Genomic DNA, 19,972 nt, shown 5'->3' on the forward strand with positions numbered 1-19,972 from the left:
ACATTCCTCCATTTTATGAATTCACCTCTTATGTTTAAGTTTACACAAAATAGGTTTATATTCCAATAGTTCTTAAATTAACCACAATTCCGATGTTTTAATATGAATTTCTTATTGTAGTTGAACACAAGTTAACCAACACTATTGAACTAACCTGCCCCGTTAGTTGAGTAAGACAAGGTAGAACAACAATCGTTACGAACAAAATCATAAAAAAAGACCAAACATATTTTATATATATAATATGTTTGGTCTATTTATTTACATACGTTTGAAGGTTGTCACCCTAAGATAATCTTTGGATACAGTTTTATTTTTTTCTAATCAGTGTATCCCCAAGAGGGATGCCAACCACAACAACTAAAACCGTTAGAATAAGCAATCCTTGAAAAATAAAATACGCAACTTGATCGAACATCGTATCTCTCCTTCTTTTTTAATAATTCCGACCTTATATTCTGTAACTAAGCGAATAAAGAACAAAATCATTTGTGCTTTTAATAATATAGTTTACTTCATTACAACGTATGTATGCAGCCGTTATTTTTTATATTTTTTGTGATCTTCAACAATAGGACGCGGCTTTTTGGGGACAAATGCTTATACTAAAAAAGAGATTTTGCACCAAAATTCATCATATAGGGCAGCTGTCTTTGTACCCGCTAATTATAATAGGTAGAGAATTAAAAAAGGTAAGGGCTGTTAAAAGAAGGCCCTTACCAATAATGTGTTAATCATAATAAAATGGAGCCTACTCTCCATTTTATTATTTTTGTTTTTGTAGTAATTCTACAGCAATATCAGGTCGATCTGTAATAATACCTTTTGCACCGTTGTGAATTAATTTATTCATTGTTGCTGCGTCATTGATTGTCCAATAATGAACAGGAATGTTTAAATTATTCAGGAACTGGATAAACTTCGGAGAATCTAGTGTGATTACTCCTGATTTAGGCGGTATCTGGAATACGTCTACCTTTGGATGATATAAGTGTCCAAATTGGCTTGAGAAAGAGGCGAATGCTTTACGAATATCTGATTCACCTGCACCGAGCGCTACTTTATTTTGTGCATATAAATTAAAGCGATCAATTTGTTCACCGTAAAAGCTTGTGACAACTACTCGATTCTCAGCACCAAGCTCTTCAATTAAACGCCATAGTTTAGATGGCATTAAACTGCCTTCATACGTATCTGGTGCATCTTTAATATCAATATTTATTAACATATTTGGATAAGTTTCTAATAGTTCACGTAATGATACAACGTCTATTTTTTCATCTCGATAAGGATATTCCCCATCTAAATCTTTAAATTGATAACCGTGGTTTAATGCATTTATTTCCGCAAAAGTCATATCTGCAACAAGTCCATAGCCATCTGTCGTACGATCGACAGTATCATCGTGGAAAACGATAATTTCCTCATCTTTGGTTAAGCGTATATCTATTTCAAAGCCGTCAACACCTAACTGTGCGGCTTTTTCAAAAGCAGGCATTGTATGCTCAGGTGCTAAATGAGCACCGCCACGATGTGCGAGAATAATTGGGTGATCAAATTGTAATGCTTGTTTACCCTCTCGTTGTTGAGGTTTAGAAATAGCTTTACTACCTGCCCATGCAGCTGCACTTGCCGCTGCGATTGCAAGAGCAATCTTTGTTTTCTTACCCATATTTGTCCTCCTTAACAATTAAATTAATATAAATAGTACTGGCAATTTGACTTTTTCAGAGCAAAGCATCAGCTACTATTATGCCGATGCATAATTGATTTTTCAATGAGCAATCTAACGTAAACTAGTACTCTATAACTTGCATAAGTGAATGTAAAACGTGTAGTCAAAGTTGTATGCTTTTCCATTATAACGGAAAATTGAGCGTTCTGTCAGCTAAACTCTGTTGCTATCATTTTCCGGTCTATGGTATTCTTTTATGTAAGAAATGAGGGGAATACTATGAACGAACGCCAAGGACTAATCGTTTACGTCCATCAATTAAAACATGCGAAGTCTCTTCGAAAGTATGGTCATGTTCTTTATATTTCTCGGAGGCAAAAATATGTAGTGATTTATTGCGAGCGAGAGGAAATTGAATCGATGACATCAAAACTACAACGCCTTCCATTCGTGAAAGACGTTGTAAAGTCTTATCGTCCATTTGTTAAAACTGAGTATGAAAATGCAAAACCAGATAAAGCGAAAGAATATGACTACAAAGCGGGTCTATAATACTATGTTAACGATGGAATATAGTGATGAAGTCTCATTATTCCGATCAAGTATTGATAAAATAGTTTTGATTCCGAAAATATAGAAGAGTGCTTTATTTCTACAACAACCGCTTTTCGATCTAGTCGTTTAATACTTTCTTCAAACATTTTTTGTCGCTGCGAAGGCTGCTCTTCATTATAAGGGATGCCTTCTCGACAAATATAAATCGGCATGAATTTACTTTCACCGACTGGTTTTAAAGCGACTGCTAAAGAGGCAACCTTTTTTTCTTCTTTAGTGGATGTTAGTATAAAGGCTTGGTGGAAGCGATCTTGATTGGTTTTCACTATTTCAAGTAGCTCATAAACATCACCATAGCCTTCACCTAATTCTATAAATTGTTGTGGCATAAAAATTGCACATCCTTTCCAATACACATAGTATCATGCTGCGGGAGGTCAAGCACATGAAATTTGCAATGAGTTTTTTTTCTATTTTAGCACTAATCATTACCGGAACGTTATTTTTTCAGTACCATGCTTATTCTTCTGACTTAGAAACAGGCAATGGCGAATTCCGTTATTCACAAGAGATAGAAATTGTCTATCGAGAAAATAGCTTGGATATTCGTCAACATTTTAAAAATTTACCCAACCAAAAAGTGAAGATAGAGTGGCCAGAAAATGCGATTAATCCTAGTTGCTTTATCGATAACGAAAAAAGTTGTGATCGCCTATCAAAAGAAGTCTCGTATTTTAATAAAGGGGAGACTAAATCACAATCTGTTTCATACATAATTCCAATTAAGGGTGGCTTACAAGATAAAATGCTCATCCAAAATGCTTTCGCCACATTAACGAATGGTGAATCATCTTACTCTGTTGTGCATATTTCAACAGATAGTAAAACTGTTGGTCAGTGGGTAACGGGCTTGCCTTTAGTAGGTCAGCAAAAACTATCACTTGTTAACTATACAATGTTTAGTGGATATGGTACAGTTCGTGATATTTATTGGCAAACGGGTAATTTAAAAGTACAAGAGCAAACGCCTGTATTGTCTATTTATGCCCCGGGTGCTATTTCGAAAGATTTCTTAAAAGCATTGGAGAATTTTAAGTTTTTGAATGATCAACATATCGCTATTATTCAAGAAAAGAATCCAGTGAAAGAACATGATGACCGACTTTTATTTTTACCAGAGCTAACTGAACAAGCTGTTGAACAGGAAGTTATACTGTCGCAAATAAAGTCGCAATATAAGTTTGAAGATTCACCAACATGGTTGCCGGAAGTGGTGGCATCCTATTTAGTGAAAGATACGATTGGCTCAGATAAAGCTAAGAAAATCGTGAAGACGTTAAAAGAATATATGACACCTAATCAAGAGTCGACATGGCAGGAAGCTTTGAATAAACTGGGGGAAGAGCCGATTTCCCCTGCATCAATGGACGAGCTTTTATCCGAGGTATTAGATGCAAAAACATCTTATTTTAAGTTAAATGCTGCCCAAGAAAATGGCACATATCCACTATTATTTGAGGATGAACGAAGTGTTTACGTGAATGATGTTTTGAAAAAAGACGTTCGTGTAATACTTTATGAAGGGCAAGTATTATATAATGCTGATAAATTGTTACCTTATTTAGGCTATACTGCTGGTGAAGGTGAAAATGGGTATTATATCAATAGTGATAATCGTACCTTCCGATTCCCGAAAGAACCAGGATTTTATGTCTTTAATCAACGTAGATATTCGACGATTTCAGCACCGATTATTAAAATTGCCAATAATTATTATGTAGAAGAAGCTTGGCTACAACGATTATTTTTAGTAGAATTACAAAAAAGTGATGGTCGTATCAATATTAAGTTATTAACACAAGAACAAGAATAAATTTTTTGCAGCGGAGGTTCGTCTTTCGCTGCAAAAATGCTTTTATCTTCAATTAGCCTGTTGTTGCTGCGGCGACAACAGGGTTTTGACTGTGTGAAAGCAGCGACAGCAACACCAACTATAATTAAGTCAAAGTGAAATTGATTTATGGAAAAAGAAAGTACGGTGATTTACCTATGAGAGTTGTAGCAGGAGAACGTAAAGGGATGCCTTTAAAGGCAATTGCAGGGAACACGACGAGACCTACAACTGATAAAGTAAAGGAATCCATATTTAATATTATTGGCCCATTCTTTGATGGAGGTACGGCGCTCGATTTATTTGCAGGGAGCGGTGGCTTAGGTATCGAATCTTTAAGTAGAGGGGCTGAGCATGCCGTATTTATTGAAAAAGATGCAAAGGCGTTCCAAGTACTACAGGATAACATAAAAAAATGTCGTTACGAGGATTGCTCTGAGCTTTTTCGTATCGATGCGAAGCGTGCTGTGAAAGCGTTATTAAAACGTGATATTACGTTTAAATTAGTATTTTTAGATCCACCATATCATCATAAAGAATATTATGACTTAGTGCAGATTCTTGTTGATAATGATAAAATTCAACATGATGGCATTATTTTATGTGAGCATGCAAAAGAAGTAGAATTACCACAAATATTTGGGGACTTTGTATTAAAAAGACAAGAAACATATGGCGGAACGATTATATCCGTTTATCTTCATTCGGAGGGTGTCTAAGCACCCCTTGGACATTGATCGTTGCATAGAGGAAGAGGGAGAATAAGTTGTCAGAGAAGATTGCTGTAGTTCCTGGAAGTTTTGATCCTGTGACATTTGGTCACTTAGATATTATTAAACGGGCGGCAGATGTATTTGACACAGTTTATGTTGCTGTTTTAAATAATTCATCCAAGCAGCCGTTATTTTCAGTGGAAGAGCGCATGGCATTAATGGCAGAAGTTACTAAAACATTGCCTAATGTACGTATTGAAAGTTCATCAGGGTTATTAATAGACTATGCTAAGGAAAAAAAAGCAAAAGCGATTGTCCGTGGTTTACGTGCTGTTTCGGATTTCGAATACGAAATGCAAATTACTTCGATGAACCGTTTTCTTGATGAAACTATTGAAACGTTTTTCATTATGACAAAAAATCAATATTCATTCTTAAGCTCAAGCATTGTGAAAGAGGTTGCGAAATACGGTAGTGATGTTAGCGAACTTGTTCCTGCTTGTGTTGTAGAAGCTTTGAAGGAAAAGTACTAACTTTTTTCAGCCTGTGTCCAAACGGCTGTACCTGTTGCTAAACTTTCGGTACAAGACATCCGCTGAAATAGAGGAAATCAGTCTAAGATCGCCACGCAAGCGACAGTAACGAGGCATAATTGTTAATAAACTAAAAGAGTGAGGCTGGGACTAAAACTAAAGCCTAAAAAAGCGCGGGAAATCAATTTTAGAAACGTTGATTTCCCGCGCTTTTTTGACGTAAAATTTAAAAATGGATTTAGGAATTATCATCATACGTTCTGCGAAACTAGAGTAGGATAAATGATTGATGTCCTCTACTGTGCTTACTCGTCCAGTCTTTACTCCTAAACCTTATCTTTACTCTAAAAAACGATTATTTATTTTAAGAAAAAAAGAGCATAAATAGTGGGTACAATGATTATGCTAAGTAGGCGGAATTTTATATATGGTCGAACAGAAAGCTTGGCTGATTTCGCAATGACGAAAATTTGTAAATGAATGCTTATACTTTGCATAGTTAACAACATAACAACTAGTAATGGTAAATATGGGAGATCTGGAAATGCTGAGACGGTCATTTTAAGTCCATTTGTAACTTCAAGAATGGCTGCTATGGAAAGCTCGGCTGTATAGGGAAGTTTAGGTAGCAGTGAATCTAAGCCTTGCTGGACGATCGTCTGGATGGTAGTGAAAAAAATTATTGTAGTGCCAACTAATAGTATTGTCGGTGCTGTTTCTTTAATACTTTCAGAAAATGGTGCTGTATGCAAAGGTGTATTGTGTATGGAGATGCTAGGAGGATCCGTTTTACGAAATAAGAAATAACCAGTTAGTAAACAGCAAATATTAAAACTATGTAGTAAACATAAAAACATCCATCCGAACGTATTACTGTGTAATAAATCAAGGCTTACAAAGCCTAGTACGAAAAGAGGACTAGGTGCGTGACATACGGCTAATAAAAAATTTGCTTCTTTTGGATGTAGTTGCCCACTGTTTTTTAAGTAAACAATCGTTGTTGCTCCAGATGGATACCCTCCGAGTGCGCTAATAATATAGGCTTGTACGTATAAAGAAGCTCTTTTTGTTTTAGTTCGCATAGGAGCTGTTAAACGAAGAAGCCATTGCGTTAAAATTAAGTAAGGTAATAAATACGGGAAAAGGGCCTCCATAAAAAGGTTTAAACCTAAATCAGTACCGTTATGAGCAGTTTGTGGGAATAACAAGAGTAATAGAATAAGAACTATGCAAATCGCTATTTGAATTATCGCATACATGTTATCATCTCGTTTCAACTTTTTGTCATTCACATAGGCAAATGCTAAAATCAATATATGTAAAAAAGGCAAAAACATGAACGTATGGTTTTGCGAGCGTCCTAGGAGGTGTTTTTCTTTGAAGAAAAAAATTAGTATTTATGCAGTGTTAATAGTCGTCATTTGTTTTTTAATGTTATACCGACTAGACGCTTATATCATGAAGCCGGGAAGTGCTTACGATGTCAGTAAATTCGTTAACGTTGAAAATAGTCACACCGATGATAAAGGATCAATGAGCTTAATGACGGTGGCTATGCAGCAAGCAACGCCTTTTTCATATTTATGGGCGAAAACTCAAAAATATCAAAAACTAATGGATATTGAGCAAGTTCGAAATCCATTGGAGGATGAAGAGGAATATAATGTTCGACAGTTTAAATTAATGTCTGATTCTCAATTTAATGCCAAGTATGTAGCTTTTCAGAGGGCTGGTCTCCAAACAAAAATTATTTTTAATGGTGTTTTTGTATTAAATGTCCTAGATGGCGGTGCTTCGGATAATGTATTAAAAGCTGGAGATGAAATTATTGAGGTTGATGGACAAAAAATTAAAAATCAACAAATGCTTGTAGATCTTTTAAAGCCAAAGCAACTTGGAGATAAGGTGACAATTAAATTTAATCGTAATACAAAAGAACAAGAGGTAACAATTACATTAAAGGAAATCCCTAAATCAGAAGAGAAAAGGGCAGGATTAGGTATTACTTATACTGAAAGTAAATCTATTGAAACAAATCCAAGTGTGTCTATGAAAACGGAGGATATTGGAGGTCCGTCTGCTGGGCTAATGTTTACCTTAGAAATTTTAGACCAACTTCTCGAAGAAGATTTAACAAAAGGATATGCTATTGCGGGGACAGGTGAAATGCTGGTAGATGGCTCTGTTGGAAGAATTGGTGGAATAGACTATAAAGTCATTGCCGCTGATCGTGATGGTATGGAAATCTTTTTTGCACCAGATGATGAAATTACGCCAGAAATGAAAGCTAAATATCCTGAACTGGAATCTAATTATGCTACAGCAGTAAAGACTGCGAAAGAAATTGGAACAAAAATGAAAATAGTTCCGGTTAAAACTGTGGATGATGCAATCGCATATTTAAAACAGTTACAGCCGAAATAGGTTTTTACTGTAACGATGGTTAGTTTCCGTTGCTGCTGGGTTCTTTCCTGGGAGTGTCTAATGAGACGCTTGGGCAATTAAAGAGGTTTGTCTAGCAACAGCGACAGCACGAAGGTGTATTACAGGGAGTAGCTCCTAGCCTGCGTTCCTCTAATCGCTTACTTACGCTATGGAAAAAAATGATAAAAAGCCCGTGCTCAAAATTAATTGAGTAACCGGCTTTTTTGTTTACCTTGATGTTTAAAAATTTAACTTAATTCTCTGCTACAAGTTTTATTATTTCTCCTTCTTCATTAACTACGGCAATCGCTTTTGAAGTATCTATGTTGTTAATAGCATAAATTTTTGTTCCAACTGGATAAATATTTGAAGACAATTCTTTACTGTCTTGCTCTTTGTTGAGGTCGTATTTTACTTCGCCTAATTTTTCACCAAGTTGGTTATTTTCTAAAACTTCTTCAGTCATCATGTAATGTGTATTATTGTACTTTACGAATTGAAATGCCCAAGAAGATGAAGAATTGCATCCTATTAACAAGAAAATGATCAAAAAATAATAACAAAATAAAGAATACTTCAAAGCCATACCTCCAGAAGAAATTTCTTGTGGTTTTTCATTTCTTAAAAACGAATCGGCGGTGTTTGATAATCTTTAGGAAGACTTTGTCCTTTTGTTCCTTGTTCTATACTTAAATTGTATACCTCTGCTGCATGTATATCTACAGTAAGCATAGCATCATCCATAGCAGCTACACGACTGATTAAAGGTAAAGGTATATCTTTTTTATACATGCCTAAATATCGTTGTCCCTTCGTGCTCATACCAAGTAAACGTATGCTAGATGGGGCGTCAAAGCTTTGCAACTGTTCCTTTGTAAACCCAGTATAAATGTGTGTGAGCATGCGTTGAAGTCGCGTCCAAGTATAGCGTTTTGATTTAATTTTCTCCATAAAGCTACTGAATGAATGACTTGTTTTCGCTGCTTTAATTAGAGCGTTTTCAATGCCTTCTGTTACTTCTGCATAGCGCGTAAGTTCGTGAGGTGTGTGACGAATAAGCGTAAACTGTAACAATGGCCAAAAAGCTTCCCAACTTGCAAATTCACCATGTTTTTTGTACCAATCCGCTAAATAATCAAACGATGCTTTAGGGAGAAAATCTTCCACACTTTGAAGCGTGTTGGTTGTTGCTAGAGCCTTACGTATTCCTGTGGCACTAGCTATGGATGCCCCTTCTTGCAAAGCGTCGTGGTAGCCTGCAACAATGCGAGGGATTGTTAAAGGTTTAATGTTACTACCTAGAGTTGTGGCAGCCTCAATATAATGAAAACCAAGTATATTGTTTGGTTGTCCCAAATCAATGTATGCTGCAGGGAATTTTTGAGAAAGCTGTTCATAGGCGTAATGTAGGCTTTTGGGATAGCTTGCACCCGTTTTAAGGCTTTCTTTAATAAGAGTGTTATAGTCAGCGCGGTGATTATTAATGAGCTGAAACGTATTCATAAAGGGTTGAATGGAACCGTCTTCGCTTCCAAAGGCAAAAGAATCGCAACCAATTGCAGATAGTAAGGAAATTGCTCCTTTTGCGAAATCAGTTGCAGGTGCGGTACTATAAACGTAGGGTAGTTCAATGACAATATCAACACCACCTGCAAGAGCCATTTTTGTACGTGTCCATTTATCAACCATGGCTGGTTCACCACGCTGCAAAAAATCTCCACTCATGACTGCAATGGCAATATCCGCTTGTGCTACTTTTTTTGCCTGCTCCAAATGATAGGCGTGTCCGTTGTGAAAAGGATTGTATTCAACAACTATTCCGACTGCTTGCAAATTTAAGCCCCCTTTACCAATGTCATTTGCTTCTCGTTCTTACTTAGAATATAGAACGGTTTGGAGCAAATATAGTTTTTATAATATTTAATTATAGGTGGGTTTTATTGTGGTGACAAGAAATTATCTTGACATCTATTTTTACACATTATATAATCAACAGTGTTGTCTCGAGGTGATTAAACGAATGAAATGGTCAATTCATCAATTATCTAAATACCGCCAAAACGGGATGCCAATCGATGCCTATGTCCAACTGGACGAGGTGATGGAGCGAAACCAGGATATTCGAGCAATTTCGCCCGTTCATGTAAAAGGGCTATGTACTTTCGGTGCATCGCAAATGACATGTCAGCTAACTGTGACAGCGACGTTAACATTACCATGTGCACGCACTTGGGAAGATGTTGAGTTTCCTATCGAAGTTCAGACAGTTGAAATTTTCAGCTGGATTGACGAGGAAAAACGAGGGGAAGATGACGGAGATATTCACTATATTAATGGTGAAGTAATCGACATGAAGCCGGTTATTGAGGAGTTAGTGCTTCTTGAAGTACCTATGCAAGTGTTCAAGGAAAATTCCGAAGGGCAAGTGCATGGCGGAAAAAATTGGTCTTACGCGACGGATGAAGACGTTGAACTACACAAAAAAGCTGACGAACAAAAAGTGGATCCAAGACTTGCTAATTTAGCTAAGTATTTTGATCAAACAGACGAATAGACGATCTGTAAGGAGGTGCCATCAATGGCTGTACCATTTAGAAGAACTTCTAAAACTGCAAAAAGAAAGCGTCGTACGCATTTCAAATTATCTGTACCTGGTATGGTAGCTTGCCCAAACTGTGGTGAAGCTAAATTATCACACCGTGTTTGCAAAGCTTGCGGACAATACAAAGGTAAAGAAGTAGTAAGCAAATAATACAGTGTTTGCTCACTTAAAAGGCTAGTAGAGAGACCATGGCTCTTTACTAGCCTTTTTGTTGGTTTGAAGAGACGGAATTTTCCGGCAATAACGAAAAGATATATAGTACTATAATAATTGTATGATACAATTTATCCATCGGGACAAAGGGGGAAATAGTATGGCTTACATAATTGATAACAAAGAAGGTATTATGACGTTTACGATTAATCGAGAAGAAAAACGGAATGCGGTAAATGATGAGGTTATGGATGGACTACAAGAAGTCATTACATATATTCGAAATCATGATGATGTTCGTTTTTTAGTCGTTACGGGAGTAGGGGATAAATCATTTTGCTCGGGAGGCGACTTATCTGAATTCCATACGCTCGAAACGGAGGATGAAGCGTTTGGGATGTTAAGTAAGATGGGCGAAATACTATACGAGCTTGCAACGTTGCCTGTGCCAACAATTGCGTTGATTAACGGAACAGCGGTTGGTGGAGGTTGTGAAATTGCAACAGCTTGCGATTTTCGTCTAGTGGCAAGTCATGCGAAGTGCGGTTTTATACAGGGGACATTAGCAATTACGAGTGGCTGGGGAGGCGGTACATACTTATTCGAACGAGGATTACGCCATGATCGTGCGATGAAGATGCTAGTCGATGCGAAGCCATATTCAGCAGAATTACTATATGAGATTGGTTGGGCAATGCGCGTTTTTGAAGGTTCAAAAGAAGCGGCATTGAATAATTTTATCGAACATATGCGTAAAATTCATCCTTCTGTTCATAAGGCTTATAAAGAAATTGAGCTTCGTAAATGGCGTGAGCGTAATATGTATGAACGCGTTATGGAGGAAGTTCGTACATGTGCGAAATTGTGGGAAAGTGAAGCTCATCACGAGGCAGTTGCTAATTTCCTAACAAAGAAAAACAATAAATAATGTATAACGGCAGTGATTATAACAAAACATAATCACTGTCTTTTTTAATTCGATGATTCTATTTTGCTCGTTCACGCATATAGTAGTAAAAAATGCGAGGGTGATAGATTATGGAATTGAAAAAAAGAAAAGATCAATGGACAAAGGAAGACGATGAAAGATTAGCAGAAATTGTGTTGCATAATGTGCAAAATGGCAAAACACAGCTAGAAGCTTTTGAATTGGCTGCTGCTGAACTAGGTCGTACAAAACAAGCTTGTGGTTTCCGTTGGAATAAAACATTACGTAGTCAATATAGTCAGTCACTACTAGCTGTCCGAAATCAGCCGCAACAATCGATGAGAAGTCATTTGAAACTGGCATTAACAAGTTTTGATGAATTAACAGAAGCCTATCAAAGTCTTGAAGTAAGGCACCGTGAATTACAAAATGAGCATGATAAACTAGTGAAATGGTTGCAGCAAGGGTATTCTTTAATGAAAGATTAAATAAGGATGCTGCCAAAAGTTAAACGTGCTGTAGAGTAAGTACTTAGAAAAAATGTAAACTTGTGAAAACATAATGCTGTGTTTCAAAAAATATTTATCCCTCATTAACGGTCTGATTCAATAAGTGAAGGTTGATGATTAGTGAGCAATAACGACTGATTAAGTTTCACTTTTTATATTATCGTAAACACTTAGTCAATCCTGTATAATAAAAGAACCTGCATAGGAGGTGCCTTAGAAATCATTCTAAGGCACCTCCTTCTGTAGAAAGGGACGATAAGGATCATTTAACTTGTCAGTGGTTGTCTTTTGTGCCGGAAACGAACGACAGGTGCATGTGTCACAAAATAGAAGAACTCAGCTAAGAACGCCACGTCCTGTGGCATTTATCTGTGAGAAAGCAAAGAGTCGGTTACATATGTTTTCTGTGCGAAAGCGAAGCGACAGCATCCATTATATCGAGGTAAAATTGATTGATGGTCGGTAGCGGCTATAATGTAATTGCAGTAGAACTGTTTAGGAGGGCGTTCTCTTATGTTAGATCGTCCATTGTAAATGTGGGAGGTGTAATGAGTTGTGGATGTAGCGATTATAGGTGCAGGTGCTGTAGGTCTGTTAACGGCAAGCTTTTTAGCTGAGTCTGGTATGTCTGTAACGTTGGTTTCAAGAAGGCAGGAACAGATAGATGAACTTAATGCGAAGTATTTAACACGAGTGAATGTTGATGGAACGAAAACTGAACAAAAAGTTGCTTCAACTACGAACTTAATGGAGTTATCACAGCAAGATTTAATTGTAATTGCTGTTAAGTATGGTCAATTACAAGAGCTTTACGGACAATTATCTGCGTTACCAAGTACAGTTTCGTTGTTGTTTATGCAAAATGGTTTAGCGCATTTTGATGAAGCTCTTCGTTTGCCGCAAAAAAATATTGCCTTTTGCTCTGTATCTTTTGGTGCTCAAATGATAGATCGGGCAACCGTACAACATAGGGGTGTGGGTGTTTGTAAAATGGCGATAGAGCGAGGAAACGGTGATGCGTTTAACAATTTGCTACAATTGAATAATTCCTTGTATCCGTTTGAGTTGGTTGCTAATGCTGAACAAATGTTATTTGAGAAAGCGGTATTTAACTGCTTGATTAACCCATTAACGGCTATATTGCAAGTGAGGAATGGAGAGTTAGTAACGAATAAGCAAGCGTTTTTATTGATGCAAACTATCTATCAAGAATTAACGGATGCTTTTGAAGGCATAGAACAAGCTATCCCTTTTTCCAAAGTGATAGAGTTATGTGAAATAACAGCGAGCAATACATCATCTATGCTAGCGGATCGGTTATGTGGGAAAAAAAGTGAAATTGACACGATTGTAGGGGTAATTTTAGAAAAAGCTCTAGCGAAAGGTCATAATTTGCCTACTTTACGCACTTTATACTACCAAGTACTTGCGATAGAGGAGAGCGGTGAAAGACGTTGAAAGATTTTTTACATATAGTAATAAGTGTCATTATTTTTTGTCCAATCCTCCTTTTTGTGATTGTCTATTTAATTAGTCGAAAGGTTAAAATTCGAGGCACTCATGCTTTTGGAGTCGCATCTGACGTGACAACAGTGTGTTTGTTTTTTTCAGTACCACTAGCAATTGGTGTGCTGTGGAATGTCGATGTTAGTGCGCTATTAGTAACGTTTGCGATAATGATGGCGATGATTTTTACATATATTGATTGGCGGACGAAAAAGGAAATTGAAGTGAAATCGCTTCTTAGGAAAATTTGGCGCTTTCAATTTTTAGTGTTAAGTACAGCATATATTGTTCTTTGTATAGTAGGTGTTATTCAATCTGTTATTGAATATTTACAAGCTGTCTAAGCATTTTCTTTTGATGTTGATGCCATAAGCGTTAAAATAATAGCATTAAAGATTGTAATAACTCTATATTGCAAATAAATTAAATAAAATTCCTTGTACGACAACGTTTGAGTATCTAACAAAAATCGTATACCGTTTTTTGAATATTTGTTGGAGTTTGTCGATTTGATAAACCGTTCAAATTGCTTAGTAGTATTAAAAGGGATTTATTTTATTACAAGTTTGCTTATGAAGAGTAAGAAGATGATTTAGTGAGTAGAGGAGTTTGTGTTAAATGAAACTGGAGTCAATCCAAGTACCCATAAAAAATCGTTTGCTAGCAGATTATTGGTCGTCGAATACTGCTATCCATGAGTTTTTTGAATACGCATACAACGATAAATCTTTTGAAAAACGAGCGCAATATTTAGATCAGCATGCATATGATCAAAAAGAATTAACAGCCATCATACGTCAATTTATGGAGCCGCTCGGATTATCGAAGAAAGCGAATGAACATTTGCAGCAACTAGAGCAAGGGGCTGTTGCAGTTGTCGGTGGGCAACAAGCGGGTATCTTAACAGGCCCTCTTTACTCAGTGCATAAAGCGATTTCGGTCATTGCATTAGCGAAAGAGCAAAGTGCAAAACTTCAGCGACCGGTTGTTCCTATTTTTTGGATAGCTGGTGAAGATCATGATTTAGAGGAAATTAACCACACGTATACAGTATGTGGTGAAGGTATTAAAAAACGTGTTTACGGTGAACGTTCAAGACGCAAAACGATGGCTTCTGAAACAAGTATAAACAAAGAATCAATGACACAATTAATCAATACGATTGCGAAGGATATGGGCGAAACAGCATTCACTGAAATGCTTGTGAAACAATTAGTGGAAACTCTTAATGAGTGTGAAACATTTACGGACTTCTTTGCGCAACTTATGAATCAATTGTTTAAAGATGAAGGTTTATTGATGATTGATGCAGCGGACTTTAAATTCCGCCAATATGAGCGTGATAAATTTACCCGCATCATTCATAAAAATGAAGAAATTGCTAGAGTGGTGACAGAAAAAGAAGCGGAGCTTGAACGTGCAGGCTATGGCAATCCTATTTTGGCATCAAATGAGGCGGCCAATTTATTTTATGTAGAAAATGGGGAGCGCCATCTTTTAGAACGAAAAAATCAGCAATTTGTAAATCTAGCTGCAAATATCAAGCTATCGCGTGAAGAAGTTTTAGAAATTGCCGAAAAACATCCTGAGCAATTAAGTAATAACGTTGTGACTCGTCCGCTAATGCAGGAAATGACATTGCCTGTGCTTGCGTTTGTTGGTGGACCAGGGGAGCTTGCGTACTGGGCGACATTGAAAGATGCGTTTACGGTATTAGGCTTACAAATGCCGATTTTTGCTCCGCGTCTTCATATCACGATTGTCACAAGACATGTAGAACAACTTTTACGTGAATATCGTTTAAATGTTGCCGATGTTTGGGGTGGAAAAGCGGTACAGCTTAAAGAACAGTTTATTGCTGAAATACAGGATGCTGAAGCGAAGCATCAAATTCAGGCGATGCAACAAGAACTTTTAGAAAAGTATGAGGCCCTTCAACTTTATTTAGAAGAGCAACAACTATTACTAGATAAAATTCTTGTGAAAAATAAAGAGAATCATCTAAAGCAATTTGAGTATTTACAGCAAAAGGTTGAACAAACAGTCCTTAACAAGCATGAAACGACAATTCGAAAATTTATGACGCTACAAAATGAGTTGTATCCGAATGAAGGATTCCAGGAAAGAACTTATAATCCTTATCAATATTTTAATGAGTTTGGACCTATGCTAATTACTGAAATGCTGAAACAAAATTATAGCATTGGCAAACACCACTATTTAATTTATTTATAATCCTAATATTTGTAACTTTATACCCAATTAACAGTTTAATACAATATTAACTTGATGAATGATGACGACATAAATAGTAAATGGAGAGCTATCCTACTAAGGGTAGCTCTTTTTTTGTGTCATTTATCATGGGTTCGAAATGTTGTTAAAGGTCTATTCACGTATTAAGTGTTAAAATGTCAAGTTTTTTTTAAAAAAAGTGGTGGAAAGTGGGGGGATGTGGTACATTATTTAATAAAGTGGGGTGAATAGCATGTTCATGGGAGAATATCAACACTCTGTTGATGCGAAAGGACGATTAATCGTGCCCGCAAAATTTCGTGACGCCTTAGGTGAAACATTTGTTGTGACGCGCGGACTTGATAATTGTTTATTTGGCTATCCTATGAATGAATGGCGAAAACTCGAAGAAAAATTAAAGGACTTACCGATGACCAAAAAGGATACACGTGCTTTTGCAAGGTTTTTCTTTTCTGGAGCAACGGAGGTAGAAATAGACAAGCAGGGGCGCATAAATATTCCTTCAACTCTTATGCAGCATGCACATCTTGTGAAAGAATGTATCGTGTTAGGCGTTTCGAATCGAATTGAAATATGGGCGAAAGATGCTTGGGAAGCTTACTTTAGTGAGTCGGAACAATCCTTTAATGAAATTGCAGAAAATATGATTGGCTTTGATTTTTAAAATTTATTTAGTTAAGGCCCGAAGGGAGCGAGTGGTATGTTCGATCATACAACCGTGTTATTAAAAGAAACTGTTGATGGGTTGAACATCGATCCTGATGGTGTATATGTGGACTGTACGTTAGGTGGAGCAGGACACAGTGAATATTTAGTACAACAATTATCTGAAAAAGGGCGTTTAATTTGCTTCGATCAAGATATGACAGCTATTAACAATGCAAAAATTCGATTGGCGCCATATATTGAGCGTGTGACATTTGTTCATTCGAATTTCCGCTATTTAAAAGAAGAGCTATTAGCGCTTGGTATTGAGCAAGTTGATGGTGTTTTATATGATTTAGGCGTATCTTCACCACAGCTAGATACACCAGAACGTGGCTTTAGTTATCACCATGATGCACCTCTAGATATGCGCATGGATCAAACAGCAACACTTACAGCATTTCATGTTGTGAATGAATGGGCATATGAAGATTTAGTACGTATATTTTTCCGTTATGGAGAAGAGAAATTTTCCAAGCAAGTTGCTCGTAAAATCGAAGAAGCACGTAAGGTGGCACCGATTGAAACAACCGGCCAACTTGTAGAACTTATTAAAGAGGGTATTCCAGCAGCGGCTCGCCGTAAAGGTGGACATCCAGCGAAGCGCATATTCCAAGCAATACGAATTGCTGTTAACGATGAGCTAGGCGCGGCAGAGGATTCGTTAGTCGATGCGATTGATATGATAAACGTAGGTGGACGCATTAGTGTCATTACGTTCCATTCATTGGAGGACCGCCTATGCAAGACTATTTTTAAGGAAGCGTCATCATTACCGGAATTACCACCGAATTTGCCAGTGATTCCAGATGACATGAAGCCAACTTTAAAGCTTATTACGAGAAAGCCGACTCTTCCTTCTGATGAAGAATTGGCAGTAAACAATCGTGCTCGTTCAGCAAAGCTTAGAGTGGTTGAGAAAATTAACGACAAAGGGCGTGAGTAAATGGCAGCAGTTCGTGTAAGGCAGCACCAGCAACAACAAGTGCAACAACCGATAACACCCCCTAGTCCACAACCCACTATTATCCGTCGTAAAAAAACGAACCAGAAGTTTGAAAAAACAATGCTAATTGTTTTAGTTAGCATTGTTGCTGTATTATCGGTACTCGTTTTGAACAAGCAAGCAGCAATTCAAACGACAAGCATGGACATTCAAAAAATCGAAACTGAAGCAGAAGAGATTGCTAAACAGAATGTTGACTTGACAGTTCGTGTGAGTGAACTTTCTACATACGATAACATATGGAAAAAAGCTAAAGAACTCGGTTTAACTCAAAATGAGAAAAATGTAAAGGTAGTGCCGGGAGAATGAAAAAAAAGAGATTTCGATTCCAATGGGGAGCCTTTCTATTATTAATTTTTTATGGAGGGCTCTTTTTTCTATTGTTCTCAAGAATGTTTATGTTACAGGTGACAGGTGAAGTGGAAGGACAAGAGCTTGCAGCAAGAGCAGCTGCGAAATATAGCAAAGAAAGTGCAATATCAGCAAGCCGTGGGAAAATTTACGATACAAATGGACAAGTCATCGCGGAAGATACACTTAGTTATCGACTAATCGCCGTCGTCAATGAACAAGCCACGACGGATGAAAAAAAACCTCGCCATGTAGTAGATGCTGAAAAAACTGCAAAAATATTAGCAGAATATATTCCTATGGACGAAGAGAAAATCTATAAACAGCTTACTAGGGTAAATAATAAGGGCAAAAAGCCTTATCAAGTTGAATTTGGAAGTGCAGGCCGTGGGATAAGTCATGATACTATGAGTAAAATCAAAGCGGAGAAATTACCAGGGATTGTATTTATCAACGATTTAAAACGTTATTATCCAAATGGTATCTTTGCCTCTCACTTAATTGGTTTCACTGTCCGAGAGGAAAATAAGGATACTACGTTTACGACAAAAGGAAAGATGGGTCTTGAGCTTACCTATAACAAAGAGCTAACTGGAAAAGACGGTAAGGTTGAATATGAGACAGATGCTTTCCATTATTTATTACCGAGTAGTGAAAAAATGGTGACACCTGCGAAAAATGGTGATGACATTTATTTAACATTAGATAAAACAATTCAAAGCTTTTTAGAGGAAGCGATGACAGCGGTTGAGAAGGAATATAACCCTGAAGCGATGACAGCTATTGTGGCAGATCCGAAAACTGGTAAAATCCTAGCGATGTCACAGCGACCTACGTTTAACCCTGATACACGTGAAGGTAATAATATGAAATGGCTAAACGAGGCTATTGAAGAGACTATTGAACCAGGTTCGACGATGAAAACATTCACGCTCGCCTCGGCTATTGATACAGGTACATGGCAACCAAATGCAAAATATATGTCAGGTAAATATAGAGTTCTTGATCGAGAAATTAAAGACCATAACGATGGTAGAGGTTGGGGTCCGATTACTTATTTAGAAGGCTTCCAACGTTCATCTAATACTGCAATGGCATACTTATTAAAGCTTATTGGTAACGATGTGTTTTTTGATTATTTAGACCGATTTGGGTTTGGTAAGAAAACAGGCATTGATTTACCAAATGAAGCATCAGGTACACTTTTATCGAAATATCCAGTAGAACGAGTGACAACAACGTTTGGTCAAGGTTCTACGGTGACGCCAATTCAGTTAATACAAGCATTGACAGCGATTGCGAATGACGGGAAAATGATGCAACCGTATGTGATAGATCGTATCGTGGACCCTTCGACCGGAAAAACGATTAAAAAGCATGAGCCGATTGTCAAGGGAAAACCAGTTTCAGCCGACACGGCAAAACAAGTAAAAGAAATCCTTGCATCTACGCTAACAGCTAAGGATGGTACGGCAAAGGATTATATACTTGAAGAGTACGATGTAGCTGGGAAAACAGGTACTGCTCAAATTCCTAAGCCAGATGGTAAGGGTAAATATTTCAAAAACGAGTATCTGTATTCTTTCTTAGGGATGGCTCCTGTAGATAACCCACAGCTCGTTATGTATGTCTCTGTAAAAAGACCAAAGTTAAAGCAGGGTGAACTTGGTTCTATACCAGTTTCAAAAATATTTAATCCAGTTATGTTAAATAGCTTAAAGTATTTAAATGTGAATCCAGAAGATGTAAAGCATGTTGACGAGACAAAAATACAAGATTACACAGGTCAAAGTGCTGAGGCTGTACAAGTAGAGCTTGCGAACGATGGTTTAAAGCCTGTTATTGTTGGTAGTGGCGGTAAAATTATTGACCAATATCCAAAAGGTCCTCAAAAACTAGTAAAAGGTAATTTTGTATTTTTAAAGACTGAGGGTAATATAACTTTGCCAGATTTCACTAATTGGTCTTTGCGTAATGTACTTGCTTTTAAGACGATGGCAAATTTAGAAATCGAAGTAGTCGGAGAGGGCTTTGTAGCTAGTCAGAGCGTTTCGGCAGGGACAGTAATTTCAGATAGTTCACCGATTGTCGTGAAGCTGAAAACGCCAGCTGAAAGCTTTAAGCAAGATGTAGAGACCCCACCCGAGGGTGAAACAACTGAATAA

The 19,972-nt window shown here is 37.2% G+C and carries 21 protein-coding genes; 16 read left to right on the forward strand and 5 right to left on the reverse strand.

Annotated elements, in window-relative coordinates; genetic code table 11:
- Positions 1–766: 766 nt before the first annotated feature.
- The gene (locus tag MY533_RS03810) at positions 767–1,672 is read right to left on the reverse strand and encodes a glycerophosphodiester phosphodiesterase family protein (RefSeq protein ID WP_248718091.1); all 906 of its coding nucleotides are present in this window, start codon (positions 1,670–1,672) and stop codon (positions 767–769) included.
- A gap of 282 nt (positions 1,673–1,954) precedes the next feature.
- On the opposite strand from MY533_RS03810, the gene MY533_RS03815 reads away from it, so the two are divergent.
- The gene (locus MY533_RS03815) at positions 1,955–2,227 is read left to right on the forward strand and encodes a YlbG family protein (RefSeq protein ID WP_248718092.1); all 273 of its coding nucleotides are present in this window, start codon (positions 1,955–1,957) and stop codon (positions 2,225–2,227) included.
- A 2-nt stretch (positions 2,228–2,229) separates the two neighbouring features.
- Here the strand turns inward: MY533_RS03815 and MY533_RS03820 are convergent, their stop codons facing one another.
- Complete coding sequence (locus MY533_RS03820; RefSeq protein ID WP_132357594.1) at positions 2,230–2,619, reverse strand: DUF7147 family protein; 390 nt, start codon at positions 2,617–2,619, stop codon at positions 2,230–2,232.
- Positions 2,620–2,675: 56 nt separating this feature from the next.
- On the opposite strand from MY533_RS03820, the gene MY533_RS03825 reads away from it, so the two are divergent.
- The 3 genes from MY533_RS03825 (at position 2,676) to coaD (ending at position 5,367) form a co-directional block, all read left to right on the forward strand.
- Positions 2,676–4,103, forward strand: coding sequence for an RNA polymerase II (locus tag MY533_RS03825; protein WP_248718093.1), 1,428 nt, complete (start codon positions 2,676–2,678; stop codon positions 4,101–4,103).
- 176 nt (positions 4,104–4,279) lie between these two features.
- A complete protein-coding gene (gene rsmD / locus MY533_RS03830) occupies positions 4,280–4,840 on the forward strand; it encodes a 16S rRNA (guanine(966)-N(2))-methyltransferase RsmD (RefSeq protein ID WP_132357590.1) in 561 nt (186 codons plus the stop codon).
- Positions 4,841–4,887: 47 nt separating this feature from the next.
- Positions 4,888–5,367: a pantetheine-phosphate adenylyltransferase gene (gene coaD, locus MY533_RS03835; RefSeq protein WP_132357588.1), complete on the forward strand. Its 480-nt coding sequence runs from the start codon at positions 4,888–4,890 to the stop codon at positions 5,365–5,367.
- 359 nt (positions 5,368–5,726) lie between these two features.
- Here the strand turns inward: coaD and MY533_RS03840 are convergent, their stop codons facing one another.
- Positions 5,727–6,626, reverse strand: coding sequence for a hypothetical protein (locus MY533_RS03840; protein WP_248718094.1), 900 nt, complete (start codon positions 6,624–6,626; stop codon positions 5,727–5,729).
- Between the two features lie 118 nt (positions 6,627–6,744).
- Here MY533_RS03840 and MY533_RS03845 point away from each other — a divergent pair, with 118 nt between their 5' ends.
- On the forward strand, positions 6,745–7,791 hold the full coding sequence (locus MY533_RS03845; RefSeq protein ID WP_248718095.1) for a SepM family pheromone-processing serine protease: 1,047 nt from the start codon (positions 6,745–6,747) through the stop codon (positions 7,789–7,791).
- Between the two features lie 253 nt (positions 7,792–8,044).
- On the opposite strand, the gene MY533_RS03850 is transcribed toward MY533_RS03845, so the two are convergent.
- Together MY533_RS03850 and MY533_RS03855 are read right to left on the reverse strand one after the other, a co-directional pair.
- The gene (locus MY533_RS03850) at positions 8,045–8,371 is read right to left on the reverse strand and encodes a hypothetical protein (protein WP_248718096.1); all 327 of its coding nucleotides are present in this window, start codon (positions 8,369–8,371) and stop codon (positions 8,045–8,047) included.
- A 41-nt stretch (positions 8,372–8,412) separates the two neighbouring features.
- A complete protein-coding gene (locus MY533_RS03855) occupies positions 8,413–9,624 on the reverse strand; it encodes a nucleotidyltransferase (protein WP_248718097.1) in 1,212 nt (403 codons plus the stop codon).
- Positions 9,625–9,811: 187 nt separating this feature from the next.
- Here MY533_RS03855 and MY533_RS03860 point away from each other — a divergent pair, with 187 nt between their 5' ends.
- The 11 genes from MY533_RS03860 to MY533_RS03910 all read left to right on the forward strand — a co-directional run bounded on the left by MY533_RS03860 (position 9,812) and on the right by MY533_RS03910 (position 19,972).
- Positions 9,812–10,345, forward strand: coding sequence for a YceD family protein (locus tag MY533_RS03860; RefSeq protein WP_248718098.1), 534 nt, complete (start codon positions 9,812–9,814; stop codon positions 10,343–10,345).
- A gap of 24 nt (positions 10,346–10,369) precedes the next feature.
- Positions 10,370–10,543 (forward strand): 50S ribosomal protein L32, encoded by a 174-nt coding sequence (rpmF, locus tag MY533_RS03865; protein WP_010858320.1) that lies wholly within the window; start codon positions 10,370–10,372, stop codon positions 10,541–10,543.
- Positions 10,544–10,706: 163 nt separating this feature from the next.
- Complete coding sequence (locus MY533_RS03870; RefSeq protein WP_132357576.1) at positions 10,707–11,474, forward strand: enoyl-CoA hydratase/isomerase family protein; 768 nt, start codon at positions 10,707–10,709, stop codon at positions 11,472–11,474.
- A gap of 110 nt (positions 11,475–11,584) precedes the next feature.
- Positions 11,585–11,962 (forward strand): transcriptional regulator, encoded by a 378-nt coding sequence (locus tag MY533_RS03875; protein WP_132357574.1) that lies wholly within the window; start codon positions 11,585–11,587, stop codon positions 11,960–11,962.
- 576 nt (positions 11,963–12,538) lie between these two features.
- Positions 12,539–13,441, forward strand: coding sequence for a ketopantoate reductase family protein (locus MY533_RS03880; protein ID WP_248718099.1), 903 nt, complete (start codon positions 12,539–12,541; stop codon positions 13,439–13,441).
- Positions 13,438–13,833, forward strand: a complete 396-nt coding sequence (locus MY533_RS03885) for a DUF3397 domain-containing protein (RefSeq protein ID WP_132357569.1) — start codon at positions 13,438–13,440, stop codon at positions 13,831–13,833. Before MY533_RS03880 ends, MY533_RS03885 begins: the two co-directional genes overlap by 4 nt.
- A gap of 274 nt (positions 13,834–14,107) precedes the next feature.
- The gene (gene bshC / locus MY533_RS03890; RefSeq protein WP_248718100.1) at positions 14,108–15,724 is read left to right on the forward strand and encodes a bacillithiol biosynthesis cysteine-adding enzyme BshC; all 1,617 of its coding nucleotides are present in this window, start codon (positions 14,108–14,110) and stop codon (positions 15,722–15,724) included.
- A 253-nt stretch (positions 15,725–15,977) separates the two neighbouring features.
- Entirely contained in the window at positions 15,978–16,409 is a 432-nt protein-coding gene (mraZ, locus tag MY533_RS03895; protein WP_142507556.1) for a division/cell wall cluster transcriptional repressor MraZ, read from the forward strand.
- A 36-nt stretch (positions 16,410–16,445) separates the two neighbouring features.
- Complete coding sequence (gene rsmH, locus MY533_RS03900) at positions 16,446–17,396, forward strand: 16S rRNA (cytosine(1402)-N(4))-methyltransferase RsmH (RefSeq protein WP_132357563.1); 951 nt, start codon at positions 16,446–16,448, stop codon at positions 17,394–17,396.
- A complete protein-coding gene (locus tag MY533_RS03905) occupies positions 17,397–17,765 on the forward strand; it encodes a cell division protein FtsL (protein ID WP_132357561.1) in 369 nt (122 codons plus the stop codon). It abuts the gene before it with no gap.
- Positions 17,762–19,972, forward strand: a complete 2,211-nt coding sequence (locus MY533_RS03910) for a penicillin-binding protein (RefSeq protein WP_248718101.1) — start codon at positions 17,762–17,764, stop codon at positions 19,970–19,972. Before MY533_RS03905 ends, MY533_RS03910 begins: the two co-directional genes overlap by 4 nt.

Origin of the sequence: Lysinibacillus sp. Ag94, assembly GCF_023242215.1 — a bacterium.
In the GTDB taxonomy this organism is placed as follows: Bacteria; Bacillota; Bacilli; order Bacillales_A; family Planococcaceae; genus Lysinibacillus.

Coding starts and splice junctions, on each gene's coding strand:
- rsmD (WP_132357590.1), top strand. CDS start 4,280: ATGAGAGTTGTAGCAGGAGAACGTAAAGGGATGCCTTTAAAGGCAATT.
- MY533_RS03905 (WP_132357561.1), top strand. CDS start 17,397: ATGGCAGCAGTTCGTGTAAGGCAGCACCAGCAACAACAAGTGCAACAA.
- MY533_RS03875 (WP_132357574.1), top strand. CDS start 11,585: ATGGAATTGAAAAAAAGAAAAGATCAATGGACAAAGGAAGACGATGAA.
- MY533_RS03840 (WP_248718094.1), bottom strand. CDS start 6,626: ATGTATGCGATAATTCAAATAGCGATTTGCATAGTTCTTATTCTATTA.
- MY533_RS03910 (WP_248718101.1), top strand. CDS start 17,762: ATGAAAAAAAAGAGATTTCGATTCCAATGGGGAGCCTTTCTATTATTA.
- rpmF (WP_010858320.1), top strand. CDS start 10,370: ATGGCTGTACCATTTAGAAGAACTTCTAAAACTGCAAAAAGAAAGCGT.
- bshC (WP_248718100.1), top strand. CDS start 14,108: ATGAAACTGGAGTCAATCCAAGTACCCATAAAAAATCGTTTGCTAGCA.
- MY533_RS03825 (WP_248718093.1), top strand. CDS start 2,676: ATGAAATTTGCAATGAGTTTTTTTTCTATTTTAGCACTAATCATTACC.
- MY533_RS03815 (WP_248718092.1), top strand. CDS start 1,955: ATGAACGAACGCCAAGGACTAATCGTTTACGTCCATCAATTAAAACAT.
- rsmH (WP_132357563.1), top strand. CDS start 16,446: ATGTTCGATCATACAACCGTGTTATTAAAAGAAACTGTTGATGGGTTG.
- MY533_RS03860 (WP_248718098.1), top strand. CDS start 9,812: ATGAAATGGTCAATTCATCAATTATCTAAATACCGCCAAAACGGGATG.
- MY533_RS03820 (WP_132357594.1), bottom strand. CDS start 2,619: ATGCCACAACAATTTATAGAATTAGGTGAAGGCTATGGTGATGTTTAT.
- mraZ (WP_142507556.1), top strand. CDS start 15,978: ATGTTCATGGGAGAATATCAACACTCTGTTGATGCGAAAGGACGATTA.
- MY533_RS03810 (WP_248718091.1), bottom strand. CDS start 1,672: ATGGGTAAGAAAACAAAGATTGCTCTTGCAATCGCAGCGGCAAGTGCA.
- MY533_RS03870 (WP_132357576.1), top strand. CDS start 10,707: ATGGCTTACATAATTGATAACAAAGAAGGTATTATGACGTTTACGATT.